At 61.2% G+C, this 18,112-nt stretch carries 16 protein-coding genes; 11 read left to right on the top strand and 5 right to left on the bottom strand.

Going from position 1 to position 18,112, the window contains the following annotated elements:
* Positions 1-10: 10 nt before the first annotated feature.
* Positions 11-1,036, bottom strand: a complete 1,026-nt coding sequence (locus AAHK20_RS15145) for an AraC family transcriptional regulator (RefSeq protein WP_449182287.1) — start codon at positions 1,034-1,036, stop codon at positions 11-13.
* A gap of 347 nt (positions 1,037-1,383) precedes the next feature.
* Here AAHK20_RS15145 and AAHK20_RS15140 point away from each other — a divergent pair, with 347 nt between their 5' ends.
* The 5 genes from AAHK20_RS15140 to AAHK20_RS15120 all read left to right on the top strand — a co-directional run bounded on the left by AAHK20_RS15140 (position 1,384) and on the right by AAHK20_RS15120 (position 5,682).
* Entirely contained in the window at positions 1,384-2,499 is a 1,116-nt protein-coding gene (locus AAHK20_RS15140; protein ID WP_449182286.1) for a porin, read from the top strand.
* An 88-nt stretch (positions 2,500-2,587) separates the two neighbouring features.
* Entirely contained in the window at positions 2,588-3,157 is a 570-nt protein-coding gene (locus AAHK20_RS15135) for a TetR/AcrR family transcriptional regulator (RefSeq protein WP_449182285.1), read from the top strand.
* A gap of 59 nt (positions 3,158-3,216) precedes the next feature.
* The gene (locus AAHK20_RS15130; RefSeq protein ID WP_449182284.1) at positions 3,217-4,062 is read left to right on the top strand and encodes an SDR family NAD(P)-dependent oxidoreductase; all 846 of its coding nucleotides are present in this window, start codon (positions 3,217-3,219) and stop codon (positions 4,060-4,062) included.
* 77 nt (positions 4,063-4,139) lie between these two features.
* The gene (locus tag AAHK20_RS15125; protein WP_449182283.1) at positions 4,140-4,997 is read left to right on the top strand and encodes an SDR family NAD(P)-dependent oxidoreductase; all 858 of its coding nucleotides are present in this window, start codon (positions 4,140-4,142) and stop codon (positions 4,995-4,997) included.
* Between the two features lie 4 nt (positions 4,998-5,001).
* Positions 5,002-5,682, top strand: a complete 681-nt coding sequence (locus AAHK20_RS15120) for an NAD-dependent epimerase/dehydratase family protein (RefSeq protein ID WP_449182282.1) — start codon at positions 5,002-5,004, stop codon at positions 5,680-5,682.
* A 93-nt stretch (positions 5,683-5,775) separates the two neighbouring features.
* Here AAHK20_RS15120 and metE read toward each other — a convergent pair whose 3' ends face one another.
* Positions 5,776-8,061, bottom strand: coding sequence for a 5-methyltetrahydropteroyltriglutamate--homocysteine S-methyltransferase (metE, locus tag AAHK20_RS15115; protein ID WP_449182281.1), 2,286 nt, complete (start codon positions 8,059-8,061; stop codon positions 5,776-5,778).
* 141 nt (positions 8,062-8,202) lie between these two features.
* Between metE and AAHK20_RS15110 the strand changes: the two genes are divergently transcribed.
* Positions 8,203-9,111 (top strand): LysR family transcriptional regulator, encoded by a 909-nt coding sequence (locus AAHK20_RS15110; RefSeq protein WP_449182280.1) that lies wholly within the window; start codon positions 8,203-8,205, stop codon positions 9,109-9,111.
* Between the two features lie 8 nt (positions 9,112-9,119).
* On the opposite strand, the gene AAHK20_RS15105 is transcribed toward AAHK20_RS15110, so the two are convergent.
* Both AAHK20_RS15105 and AAHK20_RS15100 read right to left on the bottom strand, forming a co-directional pair.
* Positions 9,120-9,602, bottom strand: coding sequence for a hypothetical protein (locus AAHK20_RS15105; protein WP_449182279.1), 483 nt, complete (start codon positions 9,600-9,602; stop codon positions 9,120-9,122).
* Positions 9,599-10,804, bottom strand: coding sequence for a DUF6402 family protein (locus AAHK20_RS15100; RefSeq protein WP_449182278.1), 1,206 nt, complete (start codon positions 10,802-10,804; stop codon positions 9,599-9,601). Before AAHK20_RS15100 ends, AAHK20_RS15105 begins: the two co-directional genes overlap by 4 nt.
* A 342-nt stretch (positions 10,805-11,146) precedes the next feature.
* Here AAHK20_RS15100 and AAHK20_RS15095 point away from each other — a divergent pair, with 342 nt between their 5' ends.
* From AAHK20_RS15095 to AAHK20_RS15085, 3 genes are all read left to right on the top strand, one after another.
* On the top strand, positions 11,147-12,844 hold the full coding sequence (locus AAHK20_RS15095) for a hypothetical protein (RefSeq protein WP_449182277.1): 1,698 nt from the start codon (positions 11,147-11,149) through the stop codon (positions 12,842-12,844).
* Between the two features lie 176 nt (positions 12,845-13,020).
* Entirely contained in the window at positions 13,021-14,136 is a 1,116-nt protein-coding gene (locus AAHK20_RS15090) for a trypsin-like serine peptidase (RefSeq protein ID WP_449182276.1), read from the top strand.
* A gap of 8 nt (positions 14,137-14,144) precedes the next feature.
* Positions 14,145-15,314, top strand: coding sequence for a hypothetical protein (locus tag AAHK20_RS15085; RefSeq protein ID WP_449182275.1), 1,170 nt, complete (start codon positions 14,145-14,147; stop codon positions 15,312-15,314).
* Positions 15,315-15,319: 5 nt separating this feature from the next.
* Here the strand turns inward: AAHK20_RS15085 and AAHK20_RS15080 are convergent, their stop codons facing one another.
* Complete coding sequence (locus AAHK20_RS15080) at positions 15,320-15,751, bottom strand: Lrp/AsnC family transcriptional regulator (protein WP_449182274.1); 432 nt, start codon at positions 15,749-15,751, stop codon at positions 15,320-15,322.
* 224 nt (positions 15,752-15,975) lie between these two features.
* On the opposite strand from AAHK20_RS15080, the gene ocd reads away from it, so the two are divergent.
* The gene (gene ocd, locus AAHK20_RS15075) at positions 15,976-17,055 is read left to right on the top strand and encodes an ornithine cyclodeaminase (protein ID WP_449182273.1); all 1,080 of its coding nucleotides are present in this window, start codon (positions 15,976-15,978) and stop codon (positions 17,053-17,055) included.
* A gap of 58 nt (positions 17,056-17,113) precedes the next feature.
* On the top strand, positions 17,114-18,079 hold the full coding sequence (ctlX, locus tag AAHK20_RS15070) for a citrulline utilization hydrolase CtlX (RefSeq protein WP_449182272.1): 966 nt from the start codon (positions 17,114-17,116) through the stop codon (positions 18,077-18,079).
* The last annotated feature ends 33 nt before the right edge of the window (positions 18,080-18,112 follow it).

Here is an 18,112-nt window from a genome sequence, read left to right as displayed (position 1 = left end):
CAGGCTATGACTACTCGGCAAGACGTCCGGTGTCAGCCTCGTGACGTATTGCTCGCAGCTGTCGGGGCGTGACGCCCCTCAGTCGCTTGAACGCGCGGCTGAATGCGCTTTGCTGCGAGTAACCGAGCAGTTCGGAGATCTCGGCAAGACGCAGGTTTGACTGCTGCACATACTTCAGGGCGAGTTCTTCACGAACTTGTTCCCGCAATTCATCGAACGTCGTGCGCGCCTCCGAGAGACGACGTTGCAAGGATCGAGGGGACGTTGCGAGCGCTCGAGCGATGGCGTTGAGCGAACTGTCCGTGAACGGCAAAAGTGCGCGAATCATGGTTTGCGTGCGTACGGCCCAAAGTGCCTCCACCTGGGCTCTTTCTCGCTGCAAATGGGCTTTGAGCACACGATGCGCGTTACGTCGAAGTTGCGTCACCGGACGCATCACCGTGTCGCGGTCCAGGACAATCGCATTCCTGTCCTGATCGAAGTTCAGGGATGGTCCGAACGTGCGCCAGTGCATCGTGCAGTCCGCAGGCGCCGAATGACGGAATTGCACAACGGCCGGTTGCCAGGCTGCGCCACAAATGGTCCGCAAATACTGCATACCGTTGGCGAGGCCCAATTCAACGGCCTGAACTTCTCCGGGACCGGACGCCTTCTCAAGGTCGTAAGTCAAAACCATCCCCTGCTCGTCCCGCACAGCCCGTATAGAAGACATCGATGTATGCAGCACGTAGAACTCGGCGAGCGTATCCATTGCCTCTCCGATGGTCCGCGCGCCATGCATCATGACAAGGATCGGCCCCAGGACCGCCAGGCCCTGATATTCGGCGAGCCTCAGTCCAAAGTTCCGGCATTGCGTAACGTCAGCCGCCAGCGAAAGAAATCGAAGCACTTGCGCACCCCGGACCGGCACGTCGGCGGAGCGGAGTGCAAGCGCCGGCAGATCGGCTCCGGCCGCCACCAGCTCGGGCTGTACGCCGAGTGCCTCGAGCAGAGCAGCCGCTCCGGTCAACACAACACTGGGTAGGTAGCCTTGCATTCTTTATACGGGGATTCGCTTGAGATGGTTCGATGCGCGAGGGCATCTTCCCGATGGTATCGCGTTGGCGAACGAAAGCCTACGCACGTTCGGCGAGTGTTTCGTTCGCGACGATTTTGCCTTGTAGCGACGGCGGGCTTGAAGGATAAATAGGCACGGTAATAGCGTTCGAAGATGTGGCGCGCAAAGTACAAATTGCGGCGGCACGGGTCAAGTTTCCACGGGTGAATTGCGCGTAAATAAGGACCGGAGATCGTGCAACGGCGACACCGGTGAATCGGCAACTACATGCATGACGATCAGGTGTCCAAAATGTACGACGGCAAATATTCCAGGAGACACCTTTCATGACGAAGAGAATTCCCGCCAATCGCGCCTTTCGCGCCATTCGATTTGCCACCGTCGGCGGTGCCTGCACACTCGCCGCCACATTCGCCGGCACACCGCCTGCTCACGCGCAGAGTAGCGTCACCCTCTACGGCATCACCGACGCCTCGATCCTCTATACCAGCAGGACATCCAACCTCGCGACCGGCGCCAGCGAAGGACACCAGTTTTCGGTCGAATCCGCCGGCGAAAACGCGTCTCGCTTCGGCCTGCACGGAAGAGAGGATCTCGGCGGCGGACTCGCAGCCATCTTCGACCTCGAAAGCGGCATCGACATCTCCAATGGGGGATTCGCAAATTCCAACGGCGAGTTCTTTGGCCGCCAGGCGTGGGTCGGCGTCACCGGCAGCTTCGGTACCCTCACCGCGGGCCTTCAGTATTCGCCTTTCCTGTTGTCGATCGACGCGAACGATCCCCGCGACCTCAAACAGTTCGGTAGCGGGCTCATCAATTACGTCGACAACGTCATCGTCACCGGCCTTTTCAACCCCAACTCCGTCATGTACACGTCGCCCGAGATCGCCGGCATCCAGGGGCGCGCGATGTATGCATTCGGTGGATCTCCGGGTAACTTCAAGGCCGGACAACAGTATTCAGCCGGGCTCTCATATCACTTCAGCGGCTTGCTGCTCACCTCCGCGATGTATAGCGGCAACTCCGGCGGGTCCGCGGCGGCCATCCCGAACCCCAGCGCCATCGCCTTCTCCGGGCGCAACATCGGCGCCAGCTACAACTTCAACCGCCTGACCGTCAAAGCCGCCTACACCCTCTACAAGGTCGCTGGCGCCTTCGACAGCCGCGTGATCTCCGGCGGCCTCGCCTTCTCGCTCACACCCGCCCTCTCCCTCAACGGAGGCGCCTGGTACACCCGCGACGGCAACGACTCGAACAACCATTCGATCCTCGGCTCGCTCGGCGTCGACTACGCGCTCTCCAAGCGCACCACGCTCTATAGCCAGCTCGCCTACGTCGACAATCATGGGCGCATGAACACCGGCCTCGCGATCAACGGCGCGCTCTTCGGCCTACCTGGCTCCCAGTTCGCCGCCGACCTCGGCATTCGCCACTTGTTCTGAACGCGCCCAAACGAATCGAACCATTGCCTTCTCTCAAAAAGCGGATATAATTGAGTGAGTAATCAATCTATATTTGTGAACGCACGCCATGGCACGTCCCTTGAGTCCGGAAAAACGCACTGCCCTGTTGCTATCCGCAACGCAGGCCGTTGCTGAACAGGGCGTGCTCGCCACCACTGCGAGCATTGCACGGGGCGCCGGCGTCGCTGAGGGCACGCTGTTCACCTACTTCGAGAGCAAGGAAGCGCTGTTCCAGGAGCTGTACCTGCACCTCAAGCGGAGCCTGGCGGAAGCCATGATGCCGGACTATCCGCATGAGGCCGGCTACCGGCAGCGCATGCAGCACGTTTTCCAGCGCTACGTGAGCTGGGGACTGGCGAATGCGGCTGGGCGGTCCGCCCTCGCCCGGCTGACCGCTTCGGGGCAGTTGCTCGACGACACGCGGGCGCAGGCCATGGAGTCGTTTCTGGCGGTGTCACAGTTGATGGAAGACGCGGTGCGCGATGGCGTGCTGGTGGATGCGCCGATCGCATTTCTTTCGTCGATCATCGAGCACATCGCCGACACCACGATCGAGTACGTAAACAAACAGCCCCAGGACGCCGACCGTCACCTGCAACTGGGATTTCAAGTCGCCTGGCGAGCGATTACCGTGTAAAAAATTTTTCGCCATTATTGAGCGCGTACGCGCTCATTATTTACAAGGAGAACAGCATCATGTCTAGTCAGAAGTGGTTCATTACCGGTGCGTCCGGGGGTCTGGGGCTCGCCCTCACGCAAAAAGTGCTGGCCCAGGGGCATCGTGTGATTGCAGCTGTGCGCCGTATCGAGGGGATGCAGACGCTAACTCAGGCCTATCCGGATCTGCTCGAAGTGGAGCCGGTCGATGTGACTGACCGCGAGCAAGTTCAGGCGGTCGCGGCACGCCATCCCGATGTCGACGTTGTCGTCAACAACGCCGGGGGCGCTGTTATCGGGGCGATGGAGGAAATGAGCGAAGCCGATATCCAACAGCAGATCGCGCTGAATCTGCTCGCGCCGATCCATGTCACGCGCGCGTTCCTCCCTGCATTGCGCGCCAAGAAGCAAGGCACGCTCATCTATGTCAGCAGCGTCGGCGGGCGTGCTTCCTTTCCGAGTGGTTCGATGTACCACGCCGCGAAGTTCGGTCTGGAAGGATTTGCCGAATCGGTGAGCCAGGAAGTGGCCGAGTTCGGTATCAAGACCATCATCATCGAACCCGGCTCGATCAAGACGGGCTTCGTGGCCAATATCAGCTGGACCCAGGAACTCGCCGACTACAAAGACGGCGTTGTCGGCAAGCTGCGACGCCAGATTAAAGAAGTCGGCGACGAGCAGGCTTCAGGCGACCCCGTGAAAATGGCCGAGGCCATCTATGCGGTCAGCCAGACTGAGGAGCCGCTGTTGCGTACCGTCCTCGGCGGAGATGCGTATGCGGTGCTGGAGGCCGGCTATGCCCGGAGTCTCGCCGCCCTGCAGGCGCAAAAGGCCCTCGCCGAGTCCGTGATGTTCGAGGGCAAGGCCGGATTCAATCCGCAGTGAGCATTGCGACCGCTGCATTGCGCAGCCACCACGAAAGCAAGGCGCCGATAGCGGCGCATATCAAAGGTTGAACGATCATGTCCAAAGTCTGGTTGATTACCGGAGCGTCCCGAGGCTTGGGCCGCTCCATTCTCGAAGCCGCGTTGCAGGACGGCGGCAAGGTGCTGGCGACCGCGCGCGACACGGCGCGCTTCGCCGATTTGCAGGCGCGCCACGGCGAGCGCCTGGCCACTTTTGAATTGGACGTCACGAACGAACAGCAGGCTAAGCAAGCCGTGGCCGAAGCGATGCGCCTCTTCGGCCGGCTGGACGTTCTGGTCAACAATGCCGGCTACGGTCACATTCAGCCGTTCGAGTACACGCCCGTCGAGGATTTCCGGGCGCAGATCGAGACCAATCTCTTTGGGGTGGTGAACCTCACGCGTGCGGCCATTCCGGTCATGCGCGCCCAGGGCGGCGGCCACATCTTTCAGGTCTCGTCGGCTGGCGGCCGCATCAGCACGCCCGGGCTCTCGGCTTATCAGGCAGCCAAATGGGCCGTCGGCGGGTTCAGCGACGTGGTGGGCAAGGAAGTCGCGCCCTTCGGGATTCGTATCTGCACGCTCGAGCCTGGCGGCATGCGAACCGGGTGGGGTCATGAGGCCCGCGCGACGCTGCAGAACCTGCCGCATGACTACCAGGCGTCGCTGGGAGACTTCAAGGCGCTCATTGATGCCTACGTCGGCCATGAAGTGGGGGATCCTGAGCGAATTGCGAAGCTGATCGTAGCGCTCGCTTCGCGTGCAACGCTCCCCGCGCACCTCGTGCTCGGGTCGGACGCATGGCAGGTCGTCGAAGCCGAGGAGCAGGCGCGCCGCGAGGCGATGCAGCGCTGGAAGCCCGTCACCCTCGCCGCCGATTTCGGCGCCGTATCGCCCGAGTGGCCGTCGGAGTAAGGCCATGCGTATCGTCCTGATCGGAGCCACCGGCATGGTTGGCCAAGGCGTATTGCGTGCGTGTCTGAGGGCGCGGGACGTCACCGAAATCATCGTGGTCGGACGGCGTCCGCTGACGGGCTACGAGGATCCGCGGCTCAACGTCGTCATCACGCCAAATCTGGAACGCTTTCAGGCCGCGGACGATACGTTCGCCCATGTCGACGCGTGTTTTTTCTGCGCGGGGGTTACGTCCTTCGGCATGTCCGAGGCCGAATACCGCGCGGTCACCTACGACCTCACGCTCCACGTCGCGCAACAACTGCAACGCCAGAGCCCTGCGATGACGATGGTGTACGTCTCTGGGGCCGGCGCCGACAGCAGCGAGCAAAGCAAGACCATGTGGGCCCGCGTCCGCGGACAAACCGAGAACGCCTTGCAGCGGCTGCCGTTTCGACAGGTGGCGATTTTCCGGCCCTCCGCGATCATCCCCGAAGACGGCATCCAGTCGCGCACCACCGCTTATCGCTGGATGTACGCGGTGCTCAAGCCGCTTCTGCCTTTGGTCCGCCGCATTTCGCCGGACAGCGTGCTGACCACCGGGATCATCGGCAACGCCATGCTCAACGCCGTGCGTCGCGGTGCGCCGTCGCGAGCCGTCTTGACGCCCGCCGACATTAATCGATTGGCCGTCTCGCAGGCGTGAGTCGCCTGCGGGCAGGGAGTCGGGACGGAAAGATAGCGCGCGTCCGCCTCGCGCGATTCGGCGCCGGGCGCGCGTACAGCATCGTTACCGCACCTAACTGCGCAGCGTTTTCGCGGCCGACACCATATTCGTCAACGCCGGCACCACTTCCGCCCACTGGCGCGTCTTCAAGCCGCAGTCCGGGTTCACCCACAGACGCTCCGCCGGAATGCGCTCAGCCGCCTTCTTCATGAGCGCGACGATGTGCTCCTGGCTCGGAATGTTCGGCGAATGGATGTCATACACGCCCGGCCCGATCTCGTTCGGATACTTGAAGTCATCGAAGGCATCGAGCAGCTCCATATCCGAGCGCGACGTCTCGATCGTGATGACGTCGGCGTCCATGTCGGCGATCGACGCGATGATGTCGTTGAACTCCGAGTAGCACATGTGGGTGTGAATCTGCGTCTCGTCGCCCACGCCATTGGCCGTGATGCGGAAGGACTCGACCGCCCAATCCAAATACGTCTGCCATTGCGAGCGGCGCAGCGGCAGGCCCTCGCGCAGCGCGGCCTCGTCGATCTGGATCACGCGGATGCCGGCGCGTTCCAGGTCCAGCACTTCCTCGCGGATCGCGAGCGCCAGCTGGTAGCAGGACACCGAACGCGGCTGGTCGTCGCGCACGAACGACCAGTTCAGGATCGTCACGGGCCCGGTCAGCATGCCCTTCATCGGCTTGCTGGTGAGCGACTGCGCGTACTGGATCCACTCGACCGTCATCGCCTTCGGGCGGCTGATGTCGCCGAACAGGATGGGCGGCTTCACGCAGCGCGAGCCGTACGACTGAACCCAGCCGAATTGGCTGAACGTGTAGCCGTCGAGTTGCTCGCCGAAGTACTCGACCATGTCGTTGCGCTCCGCTTCGCCGTGAACCAGCACGTCGAGACTCAGCGCCTCCTGCTCGCGAACGCTGCGGGCGATCTCGGCCTGCATCGCGACCTGGTAGCCGGCCTCGTCGAGCGCGCCGGCCTTGAACTGGCTGCGGGCGTGACGGATCTCGGCGGTCTGCGGAAACGAGCCGATCGTGGTGGTCGGGAATGCAGGCAGCTTCAACAGCGCGGACTGCTTCGGCGCGCGCGCGGCATACGGGTTCTGGCGCTGGCCGAGCGCAGCGTCGATGCGCGCGAGCGCCGCCTTGACGGCCGGGTTGTGGACACGCGGCGACGCACGGCGGCTCGCGATCGCCGCCGCATTCGCGGCCAGCTCCGCGGCGACCGATGCGCGGCCATGATTGAGCGCGGACGCGAGCACCTTCAGCTCGTCGAGTTTCTGCAGCGCGAACGCGAGCCACGAACGGATCTCGGCATCGAGCTTCTGTTCGCTCGATAGGTCTACCGGCACGTGCAGCAGCGAGCACGACGGCGCAATCCACAGCCGCGAGCCGAGCGTCTTGGCCAGCGGTTCGAGCCATTCGAGCGTCGCGGTGAGGTCGGTCTTCCAGATATTGCGGCCGTTGATCGCGCCAACCGACAGCACGCGCTCCGCCGGCAACTCGCTGGCGAGCGTCGCAACCTCGTCGCGCGCATTGATGGCGTCGATATGCAGACCGTCGACCGGCAGCGAGCACGCGAGCGCGCGATTCTCCTGCAGCTGGCCGAAGTACGTCGCGAGCAGCAGCTTGACGCGGCGCGTCTCGAGCGTCTCGTACGCGGTGACGAATGCCTGCTGCCAGGCGGGATCGAGCTCGGTGACGAGCGCCGGCTCGTCGATCTGCACCCACTCGACGCCTTGCGCCGCGAACGTGTCGAGCAGCGCGCCATAGACCGGCAGCAGCTTCGGCAGCAGCGCGAGACGGTCCGAATCGTCTTTGGCCTTGCCAAGCCACAGGTACGTCACCGGCCCGATGATCACCGGCTTCGCGTTCACGCCGAGGTTGCGGGCCTCGGTCAGTTGCGTCACGAGGCGCGATGCGTCCAGCGTGAAGCCGGTCGACGCCGTGAACTCCGGCACGATGTAGTGATAGTTCGTATCGAACCATTTGGTCATCTCGCCCGCCGCGACGCCGCCGCAGCACGCGCCATGCTCTTCCGCGCTCTGCGCCGAGCGGCCGCGCGCCACCCGGAAGTAGTTGTCGAGCGCGTCGCCGTGGAAGCCCTGCACACGCTCCGGCAGATTGCCCAGCGTGAAGCTCATGTCGAGCACCTGGTCGTAGAACGCGAAGTCGCCCACGGGCGCCAGATCGAGACCTTGCTGATTCTCCCAATGACGCCGACGCAGTTGCGCGCCCAGTGCCTTGAGTTCGTCGCGAGAAGACTCGCCTTTCCAGTAGCTTTCGAGCGCGAATTTCAGTTCGCGTTTGGCGCCGATGCGCGGGAAGCCGAGATTATGTGTCGTGACCATGGAAGCTGCCGTAGAGGAGGATGGAAAGTTCTGGCAGCGATGATAGGATTTTCAGTTCATGAAATAAAATGGTGTTATTTCATTGATCCATTAGATTTGTTCATGCATGTTTGCTCATGAACCTCTCAGCGAGTCATTGCCATGTTGGAACGGTTTCATCTACTCATCATCCGTGAAGTGGAGCGTCAAGGCTCATTGACGGCGGCAGCCGAGGTTCTGCATCTCACGCAGTCGGCGCTCAGCCATACCGTCAAGAAAGTCGAGCAGCAGCTCGGCACGCCGATCTGGGATCGTGAAGGGCGAACCCTGAGGCTCACCCAGGCGGGGCAATACCTGCTCTCGCTCGCCAACCGGCTGCTGCCTCAGTTCGAGCTGGCTGAAACGCGGATGAAGCAGTACGCCGCCGGCGAGCGCGGCACGCTGCGCATCGGCATGGAGTGCCATCCGTGCTATCAGTGGCTGCTCAAGGTCGTGTCGCCGTATCTGGCGCGCTGGCCCGACGTCGACGTGGATGTGAAGCAGCGCTTTCAGTTCGGCGGCATCGGCGCGCTCTTCGGCTACGACATCGACGTGCTCGTCACGCCCGATCCGCTCATGCGTCCGGGCTTGCGCTTCGATCCCGTGTTCGACTACGAGCAGGTGCTCGTGGTCTCCGAACGGCATCGTTTCGCGAACGTGCGTTACGTGAAGCCGGAGCAGCTCGTCGACGAAACGCTGATCACCTACCCCGTCGAGACCGACCGGCTCGATATCTACAACCAGTTCTTGCGGCCGGCGAACGTGGTGCCGCGCCGCCACAAGACGATCGAGACCACCGACATCATGTTGCAGATGGTGGCAAGCGATCGCGGCGTGGCCGCGCTGCCGCGCTGGCTCGCCGATGAATACGCGGACCGTATGCCGGTGACGAGTGTGAAGCTTGGACGCGAGGGGATTTCGAAGCAGATCTTTCTGGGGACGCGGGAGGCGGATGCTTCGATCGACTATCTGCGCGCGTTTGTTGAACTTGCGCGCGGGTCGAATCGTGGTGAGGTGCGTGTGAGGGGGTGAGTTCTGAGCTACAGACGTGGACGCGCTGCGAGCAGTCTGTCCCATTTGGACGGCGGCAAAGTGATATAGCCCGAATTATCTTCGCCGCCTCCGATCGAAAAAGACATACTTTCATCGTCGTACCAGGCTATTTGGGTGTCTGAAGAATGGGCGCTAAACGGGCGTTGAATCAATAAATTTCCGTTTTTGGTGTCATATATTCGACCAACATACTCCGAATCACTCCCTGGAACCCATTCAAGCAAGCATAGTTCCGCGATGTAGCTGCCATCTGGCGACGTGGTGCGTTTGCATTCCTTGCCTTGCGGTGTGTGATTGAACAAAACCAAATAAAGCGCCCCGATAAGCACCAATGCGACAATCTGTCTTGGAAACTTGAACAGCATCCGGCCAATCGAGTCAGTCCAAATACGTGGCATCGAAAATATGAGAAGCAAGGCAAAAATTGGCACCAAGAAAAGCATCGCGGCATCGCCGAAATCAAACCTCATAGGTCCACCTTGATAGGTGGGACGACTGGCACGTAACGGCGGTCGGTAAACACGATGAAATCGCCGCCTCGCTGGTGCTTGATCGCCCACTGCCGGAAATCGCTATTGTGAATGGGATAGTAGACGTTTCCCTTGATGTGGGGATCACCAATAGTGACGGGAGCATCAACGTATGGGATATAGCGAGATTTATCCGAAACGGCAACGTAAGGCACGACGATTACGCCTTTATGGTTCCAATGCCCAAGATATTGCGATCGCTCACCCGGATTGGTGGTAAACGTAAAATTGTCCTTTACATAGACCCATATACCTCTCACCTCGGCTGTTATTTTATGCGACACGACATCTTGCTCGAACCGAGCATGACCAATGGTCGCGTAAAAGTTGAACGAACCAAGCGCGCCGAAAAGATCATCCGGTGCCCCATTGTTTTCGAACATTCTTAGGAATACATTGAATTTTTCCCATAATGTCCCGTCGACGCTGGCTATCTGGAACCGGAATTGACGATGCAGGCAGATCTGATCGCCCTTGCAAATATTTTCGGCATCGAGCAAGGTCAATTTTCCCTTGTACGGAATCAGTTTTCTCTTGAGTAATTTTCGCGCTTCAGGTAGTCGAATTGCCTCATTGATCAAGTATTCGTATTGCTCTTTCGCACGAGCATAGCGAAGTACCCATTCCAGCGTTACCGTGGTCGTGTCGTACATATCAGGCGGGTACGGCTTACCGTCTTGATTCACTTCTAAGCTTTCTTCATCTTCCGTTGGCGAATAGTTCAAACGCCCAGCAAACCACCGCTCCATAAGCTTGGCCGATATCGGCATCATTTCCTTGCGCATCGCCCCTGGAATCTCCTGAATATCGAACGGCGGCACCGTCTCCACTTTCTTGACGGGTTTCAGCGGGGGTGGCGGCGGTTTCGGCGGCTCGGGCGCGTCGAGCCACGCCTTGAAGCGCGAGAACGTATTCGCCACGCTTTCGATGTTATCGAGCACGTTGGTCAGCGCATCGGGCTTCGGCAGCTTGGACGCCGGGGCTTTTGCCACAGGAGGCTCCGGCGGCACTGGCAACGGCGGCGGCGCCTTGTCCATCGTCAGCGACACCGCGCGAACAACCCGAGCGCCATCCTGATGCTTCCATCGCCATAGCAATTTGTTGATTTTGTAGTACGGAATTTCTTCGTTATCCGAAGTCATTCTTGTCGTCTCCGCAGCTTGTCGAGTGAGGATGAATCAGCCGACGCCACGCTAGCGCGCACGAGAAAGTCCAGTCAATTGGACGCGCCCAAGGATTTCGAGACTTTCCGACTTTTGTGCTGATGATTTGACGAACATCAACACTCGGTGCAGCCGCCGCCCATCCATTGCATTGCGACTACTTCTACTCTCCTGATTCTCCGAGCGCCGCCAAAGGCACGCTCGAAAACGCAAACTATTCCACCCGCAATCAATTGTTCATCAAGTGCCGTTAGGGTGTGACGTTGCTTCACCTGCTGTTCCGTCTGAAAACAACCCTCGAAATCCGTACGGAGACTGCACATGATAGCCGCCCCCCTGGCCTCGAAAACCCGCTTTCCCCGCCTTCCCCGCACTGCCCGACGTGCATCGCTGTTCGCTCTAACCCTGATCGCCGCCGCCGTGAACGTCCACGCGCAAGAGCCGGATTCCAATGGCGGAATCCGCTTCGTGCCTGGCCTGCTCGTGGTCAGCCGCAGCGTTTACGACAACCTGTCGAGCAACGTGCAGGTCGGCGAAATCCTGCCGCCGAACTGCGCGAGCACGACCGGCGGCTGCGCCGCCAACACCGGCGCACCCGTCGACGGCACCTACCCCTACGTGTGGAACAACGACACGTATGACGGCAGCTTCGGCATTACGTCGCGGATTTTTCTCGACCAGATCGCGCCCTGGGGCGCAGTCGTCAGCACGCTCGAAGTGCCGAACAGCCTGACGCACGGTAACTCGCACGACCAGCTCGTCACGAGCTTCAGCTCGAAATCGGAACTCGGCCTGCACCTGTCGGCCGACCGGCAGTATTTGACGTTCATGGGCTACGTGGCGCCGGTCAACACACTTGACGTGTCCAACTCGAACACGCCGGGCGCGAACGATAAGACCAATCCGGTCGGCAAAGCCTACTATCGCGCCGTTGCCGTCATGGATAGCAACGGCCACATCCGCGTCACCGAAACCAACGCCTACAGCGGCAACAACGGACGCACGGCGTTCTTCAACAACCGCCACGGCCAGAACGTCTTCTTTACCGCAGGCAACGCGGGCAACGGGGCCAATCCGCAGCCGGACGGCGTGATTCTCGGCGCGGGCGCGCAATTCATCACGCCGTCGAATCAGCCCGAAGCGCAGCAAATCCCGGGCACGCCGACGCCGCTCGCGAGCTTCTCGGTGACCGAGCTCGGCGCCAAGGCGGACAAGATCGGCAAGGACGACAACTTCCGCGGCCTGGCGGAATACAACAACGTGCTGTACTACACGAAAGGCAGCGGCGGCAACGGCGTGAATACCGTGTACTTCGTCGACACGACGGGCAAAGCGTGCCAGAACGGCGTGGGCGTGCCGTCGCCGAACGCGACGCTGCCGAGCGCGCCGCTCGCCTATAACGCGGCGACGCTGCAAACCACCGGCTTGCCGAGCAATATGTGCGTGCTCGCGGGCTTCCCGTCGACGCCGAACAAGACGGCCACCACGCTTTCCTACCCGTTCGGCCTCTGGTTCGCCGACGCGAACACGCTTTACGTGGCCGACGAGGGCGACGGCTACGTGGGCGGCGCCGATCTCTACACGCACGCGGCAGCGCAAACGACCGCGGGCCTGCAGAAGTGGGTGTACAACACGAGCACGAAAACGTGGAACCTCGCCTACACGCTGCAGGCCGGGCTGAATCTCGGCCAGTCGTACAGCATCTCAGGCTATCCGGGCGGCACGAACTCGGTGACGGGCCTGCCCTGGGCGCCGGCAACCGACGGTCTGCGCAACCTGACGGGCCGCGTCGACGACGACGGCACGGTGACGATCTGGGCGATCACGTCGACGGTCAGCGGCAACGGAGATACCGGCGCGGACCCGAACAAGCTGGTGGCGATTCGCGATGTGCTCAAGAACACGAGCGCATCCGGGGCGGCGCAGGAGAAGTTCGTGACGCTGCGTAGCGCGGGGTTCGCGGAGGTGCTGCGTGGGGTGTCGTTTACGCCGGGGACGGATTTTGATCGGCGGTTTTGAGTCGGTGGGTAGGGTTTAGGTTTTTGCAGGTAGGCGGAGCGGCCCCGGAAATGCCAGTGCCGCTCCGCCATTCTTTAGAAATGCTTGAATTCGCGTAACGCACCGCCTATTTTGAGGGTTATCGTCAGTAAGCCAAGCGCAGTTCCCATAGCACTAACAAGCAAAAAGGGAAAATCATGCGTCGCTTCTGCTCCATTCTGCTTTTGCTATTGTTGCCGGCGCTCGGGTACGCCCAGGCGGCCGGGGTGAAACGCGTGCCCGAAAATATGCTCGACATTGCCGGTCTTAAAGGCGTGTCGGGTGCGCAAGGGATCATGGTCAGCAATAATGACTTGCGCAACCTCAAAGACGCGGTGACGCCCAGCGGGCCGAGTTCGCCATGTGTTCCAGGCGACGACCGATGCCAATCCTCCCTTCAGTCCTTCCAGTCGTTCGAATTACATCTCCCTTTGAACGCCACACCTTGCGAACTCTTTATTGAAAATTTGCCTGCCGACGTTCGCCTTGGGTTGTCCCTCGGTTCGCTGTATCAAACTCCAGGCGCACTAACACACGCTCAGGCTGCGGCATTCATACATGAAAATACAGAAAAATGCCTTTCGTCAAACGTCCCGAAGTCTGCCGAAAGTCTTATCGGCATCTTCATTAACGATGCCGGGGATTTACTCGGCATGGGAACCCTGGAAGACGCAACCCACGTTCTGACTGCCAAGCACGTGCTCTATCCCCCGTACACCGGTCAACCCGTACCGTTGCGTTCGCCAGACTCGATTTATTTTGTTCCGGCGTCGCAGCCGTCAAGCCCGATTGCCTTAGACCCGCAGTCATTCTCCAATCTGCCGCCCTTTATCGATTTCGGTAAGGAGAGTCAGACCAACGATCACATCGTGGTTCATCTGCTCGCGGCAGCGAAGTTCAACGCATCCAATCCGCCCAAGATACAGGCTCCGCCGCTTAGCCCGACTCAGATCACGGTCGTAGGGCTGAACGAACAGGAAATGGAGGTGGACAACGTCGATTTGGTCAATGACCGCAACGTCAATCCGAAGTGGGCGTCGTATCTGGCAATCGATACGCGCCCGATTTGCAAAACGCTGGTCGTCTCCCAAAACACCTGTGTCATTCATGGATGCTCGACTTTCGCCGGAATGAGCGGAACCGCGGTCTTTGATTCGGCGTCGCTAAGCTCCCCTCAAGCCGAGATTTACGCCGTCCATGTCGGAACCCCTCAGATGCCGTGCTCGATTCAGATTCCAGGCGGCGTACAGATCAATGTGGCTGTGACTCCGTAGGAGCCTTTATGAAGACCGCATTCCATGCCGCGTGCTACCTGGCAGCGGCCTCGCTGACCGTGACCGGATGTAATTCGCTTGCTGCAGACAACACCGCATCGAGTCCTGCCGCTGCGTCGGCTCCCGGGAGCGCGGCTGCACCCACGGTATTGCCCAAAGCGCCCTCGCCCATGAAGATCGTGACCGAGCTCAAATGCTCGAATGCGGTGGTGCCTGGCCACAATGAAAATCCCGCACTACTGATATTCCTCGCACCGGTGTTGGCTCAGTTGGGAGAAAAAGTCGCCAGCGCTGCATTCAACTATGGATATGACGCGCTGACAACCTATCTGAAAGACAGGCCGAACGATTACCTGGCGTCGTCGACGGCGGTTAGCAGCCTCGCGTTCTATCAGTCGGGCGGCCAAGCGCTGGCGTTTGGATGCATCGAACTCGTGCGAGGCGACCTCTCCGAAGCGCAATTCAACGCCGACGCGTACACCAGCAGCCTGGGCGGAAAAACGCCGCCTCAAGGTTGGGACCAAACGTCAGTTCAAGCCAAATGGCCAACCTGGCACCTTTCGTCAGCGCCCGAACTCTATGTGGCTCTCGGCGTCACCACCTTGAACGCCTCGGTGCCTGGCTCGGACAATAAGCTACTGCCGCTTTATTTCAAAGTGCAGCCCCTCGAAATTCTTTATCTGAAATCCGGTGCAAGGAACACCAAAAGCGGGTCCAAGCAAATTCTGCTTACGCTGACGATGACTTCCGCCAGTGGCGCGACGCTCTACAAATACACCTATGATTTGGGCACGCTAAAGATCGGACAGACATACAACCTGGATTATCTCGACGGCCCATACGTCGCGTTGCCGGCGCCGACTGAAATCGGCACGGTCAAGACTGCGCCTGCCAAGAAACTCGCGCATGTGGCCGGCGCAAGCGCACCTGCGGCGGCATCCGCACCCAAGGCTGCGACGACTCCGGTTTACGACAACGCCCCGATTACGATCAGCGCGAACGTCGTCGAGTCGGAAGACGGTGGGGATTTTGCGGCGGCGCTCGGCACATCCTTGGCTAACACCGACACCAAGAATGCCATCCTGGGCGCGGCTAATACACAAGTGGCGACAGGATTGGATAAATGGCTTGGCGTCGGCGGCGCATCAGCGGCGGCAGCGGCCGCGCCAAAGAGATAGCCCCCTCACACCTTATGCGTCGACAACAAAATACTGGTCTCCGTATTCGCAATCCCGTCGACCAAACGAATCGCGCCGAGCACGCGATCGAAGTTCTCCAATGAATCCGCCTGCAGTTCCGCAATCAGATCCCAGCGCCCGTTCGTGCTGTGAATCGTCGCGACATTCGGATACCCGCGCAGCACCTTGACGACCTCCTGCGCGCGATTGCCCTGCACCGCGATCGACATCAGCGCGCGAATCCGATGCGCTTCCGCCGCCGGCTTCAAGCGCACCGTGTAGCCGACGATGACCCCGCTTTGCTCTAAGCGCGTCAGCCGGTTCTGCACCGTCGCGCGCGCGACCTTCAACTGCTTGGCGAGCGTCACCACCGGCATGCGTGCGTTGTCGCGCAGCAAGGCGATGAGCTGACGGTCGACGTCGTCGAGATTGATCATGAGGGCCACCATTCCTGCTGAATGCTCCAAGCGAAAAGCCGCAGCTTGAGGCCGTTTGATCCGCCAAGCCAGCTTCAATTGTACAAATCGCCACTGAAGGCCAGCAATCTGCCAATCCTATCGATGAATTTGCCAGGTTTGCTGGCTTTTTGTTGGCCGAGCCCATGGGAATAATGCTTCCAACCCGCGGCATTCGAAGCCGTGCACCAACAGGAGACAATCCCATGACCCGCTTTCTCGACGTCCCCGCCACCAGCCGCCTGGTCGCCCGCATCGGCGTGCCGCGCTTCCTCGGCGAACTCGTCGACACCCTGCGCGCCGACTATCTTCGATGGAGCGATTTCGACAAATCGCCGCGTGTCGCGTGCCATTCGCGCGATGGCGTCATCGAACTGATGCCGGTCGCCGATTCGCAACTGTTCGCGTTCAAATACGTCAACGGCCACCCGATCAACGCGGAGCGCGGCATTCATACCGTGATGGCGTTCGGCGCGCTCGCCGAAGTCGGCACGGGGTATCCGCTGCTGCTCGCCGAGCTCACGCTGACCACGGCGTTGCGCACGGCCGCGACGTCGGTGCTTGCCGCGAAGGCGCTCGCGCGTCCCGAAGCGCGCAAGATGGCGCTGATCGGCAACGGCGCGCAAAGCGAGTTTCAAGCGATCGCGTTTCACACGCTGCTCGGCATCCACGAAATCCGCGTGTTCGACGTCGACCCGCGCGCGACCGACAAGCTCGTGCGTAACCTCTCGGCGTTTCCGGCGCTCAAGATCGTGCGCGCGGCCTCGACCGCCGACGCCGTACGCGGCGCCGACATCGTCACGACCGTCACTGCGGACAAGGCTTACGCGACCATCGTCACACCGGACATGATCGAGCCCGGCATGCACCTGAACGCGGTCGGCGGCGATTGCCCGGGCAAGACCGAGCTGCATGCGGACGTGTTGCGCATGGGCCGCGTGATCGTCGAGTACGAGCCGCAGACGCGCGTCGAAGGCGACATCCAGCAGCTTTCCCCGGAGTTCCCCGTCATCGAGTTGTGGCGCGTGCTGCGCGGCGTGGCGGCAGGCCGCGAGAACGCGGCGCAAGTCACGATTTTCGATTCGGTCGGGTTCGCGCTCGAGGACTATTCGGCGCTTCGCTACCTCTACGCGCTCGCGCAGGAGCACGACGCCGGCGTCGAGATCGCGCTGATTCCGCCTGCCGCCGATCCGAAGAACTTGTTCGCGCTGATCGGCGCGCCAAGCGCGTCGGCTGCATCGAGCGCGGCCCCCGCTCTCGCCGACTCCTACGCGTTCGACCGCTGAGCTGACGAAACGCGCATCACGCTGCGCCGTTCCCCTTGCCACTTACCCGTTGCCGCACATGAGTCTGCTCTCGATTCAAGCGCCTGCCGCCGTCGTGATGATCCGGCCGCATGGTTTCCTTCCCAACCCCGAAACCGCCGCCGACAACGCGTTTCAGCGCACCGCGGTGGCGGCAGGCGCGAGCGTTGCCGCAGCGGCCCGCGACGAAGTCAACGAGGCCGCGCAAGCGCTTTCGGAGGCGGGCGTTCGCGTCCACGTGTTCGACGACCATGGCGAGCACGGCACGCCCGATTCGGTCTTTCCGAACAATTGGTTCTCGACGCATCCAGGCGGTCACGTCGCGCTCTATCCGATGCACAGCGCGAACCGTCGGCGCGAGCGGCGCGCCGACATCATCGAGATGCTCAAGGCCGAGTACCGCGTGCAAGACGTCATCGACTACTCGGGCCTCGAATACGACGACGTCTTTTTGGAGGGCACGGGCGCGATGGTGCTCGATCACATCGCGCGCGTCGCGTACACAGCACGCTCGCGACGCGCCGATCCGGTTGCGCTGGAGCGTTTCTGCACGCACTTCAATTTCGAGCCGATGTGTTTCGACACCGCCGACGCCCACGGCCAGCCGATCTATCACACCAACGTGATGATGAGCGTCGCGACGGAGTTCGCGTTGGTCGGCTTCGATCTGATCGTCGATGCGGCGCGGCGCGATGAGATTCACCGGCGTCTTGCCGAAACGGGCCGCACCGTGATCGCGCTCGACAACGCGCAAATCGCGAGCTTCGCGGGCAACGCGCTGGAGCTGTCGGGCCGCGACTCGCGCGTGCTCGCGCTTTCGCAACGCGCGTTCGAGTGCCTTTCGCCGCATCAACGCAAGCTGATCGAGCGCTCGGCGCAGTTCTTGCCGCTCGATGTGCCGACCATCGAAATGGCGGGCGGCTCCGTGCGCTGCATGCTCGCGGGCATTCACCTCGCGCGGCGGCATCGGTCCGAATTGCGTTCGAGCCTGTCGATGGTCGCTTAGTTAGGTCGCTTAATGTGGCTCGGACGCGGCGTA

The sequence above is a fragment of the Trinickia camelliae genome, from assembly GCF_053525655.1.
This window is presented reverse-complemented; position numbering and strand designations above follow the sequence as displayed.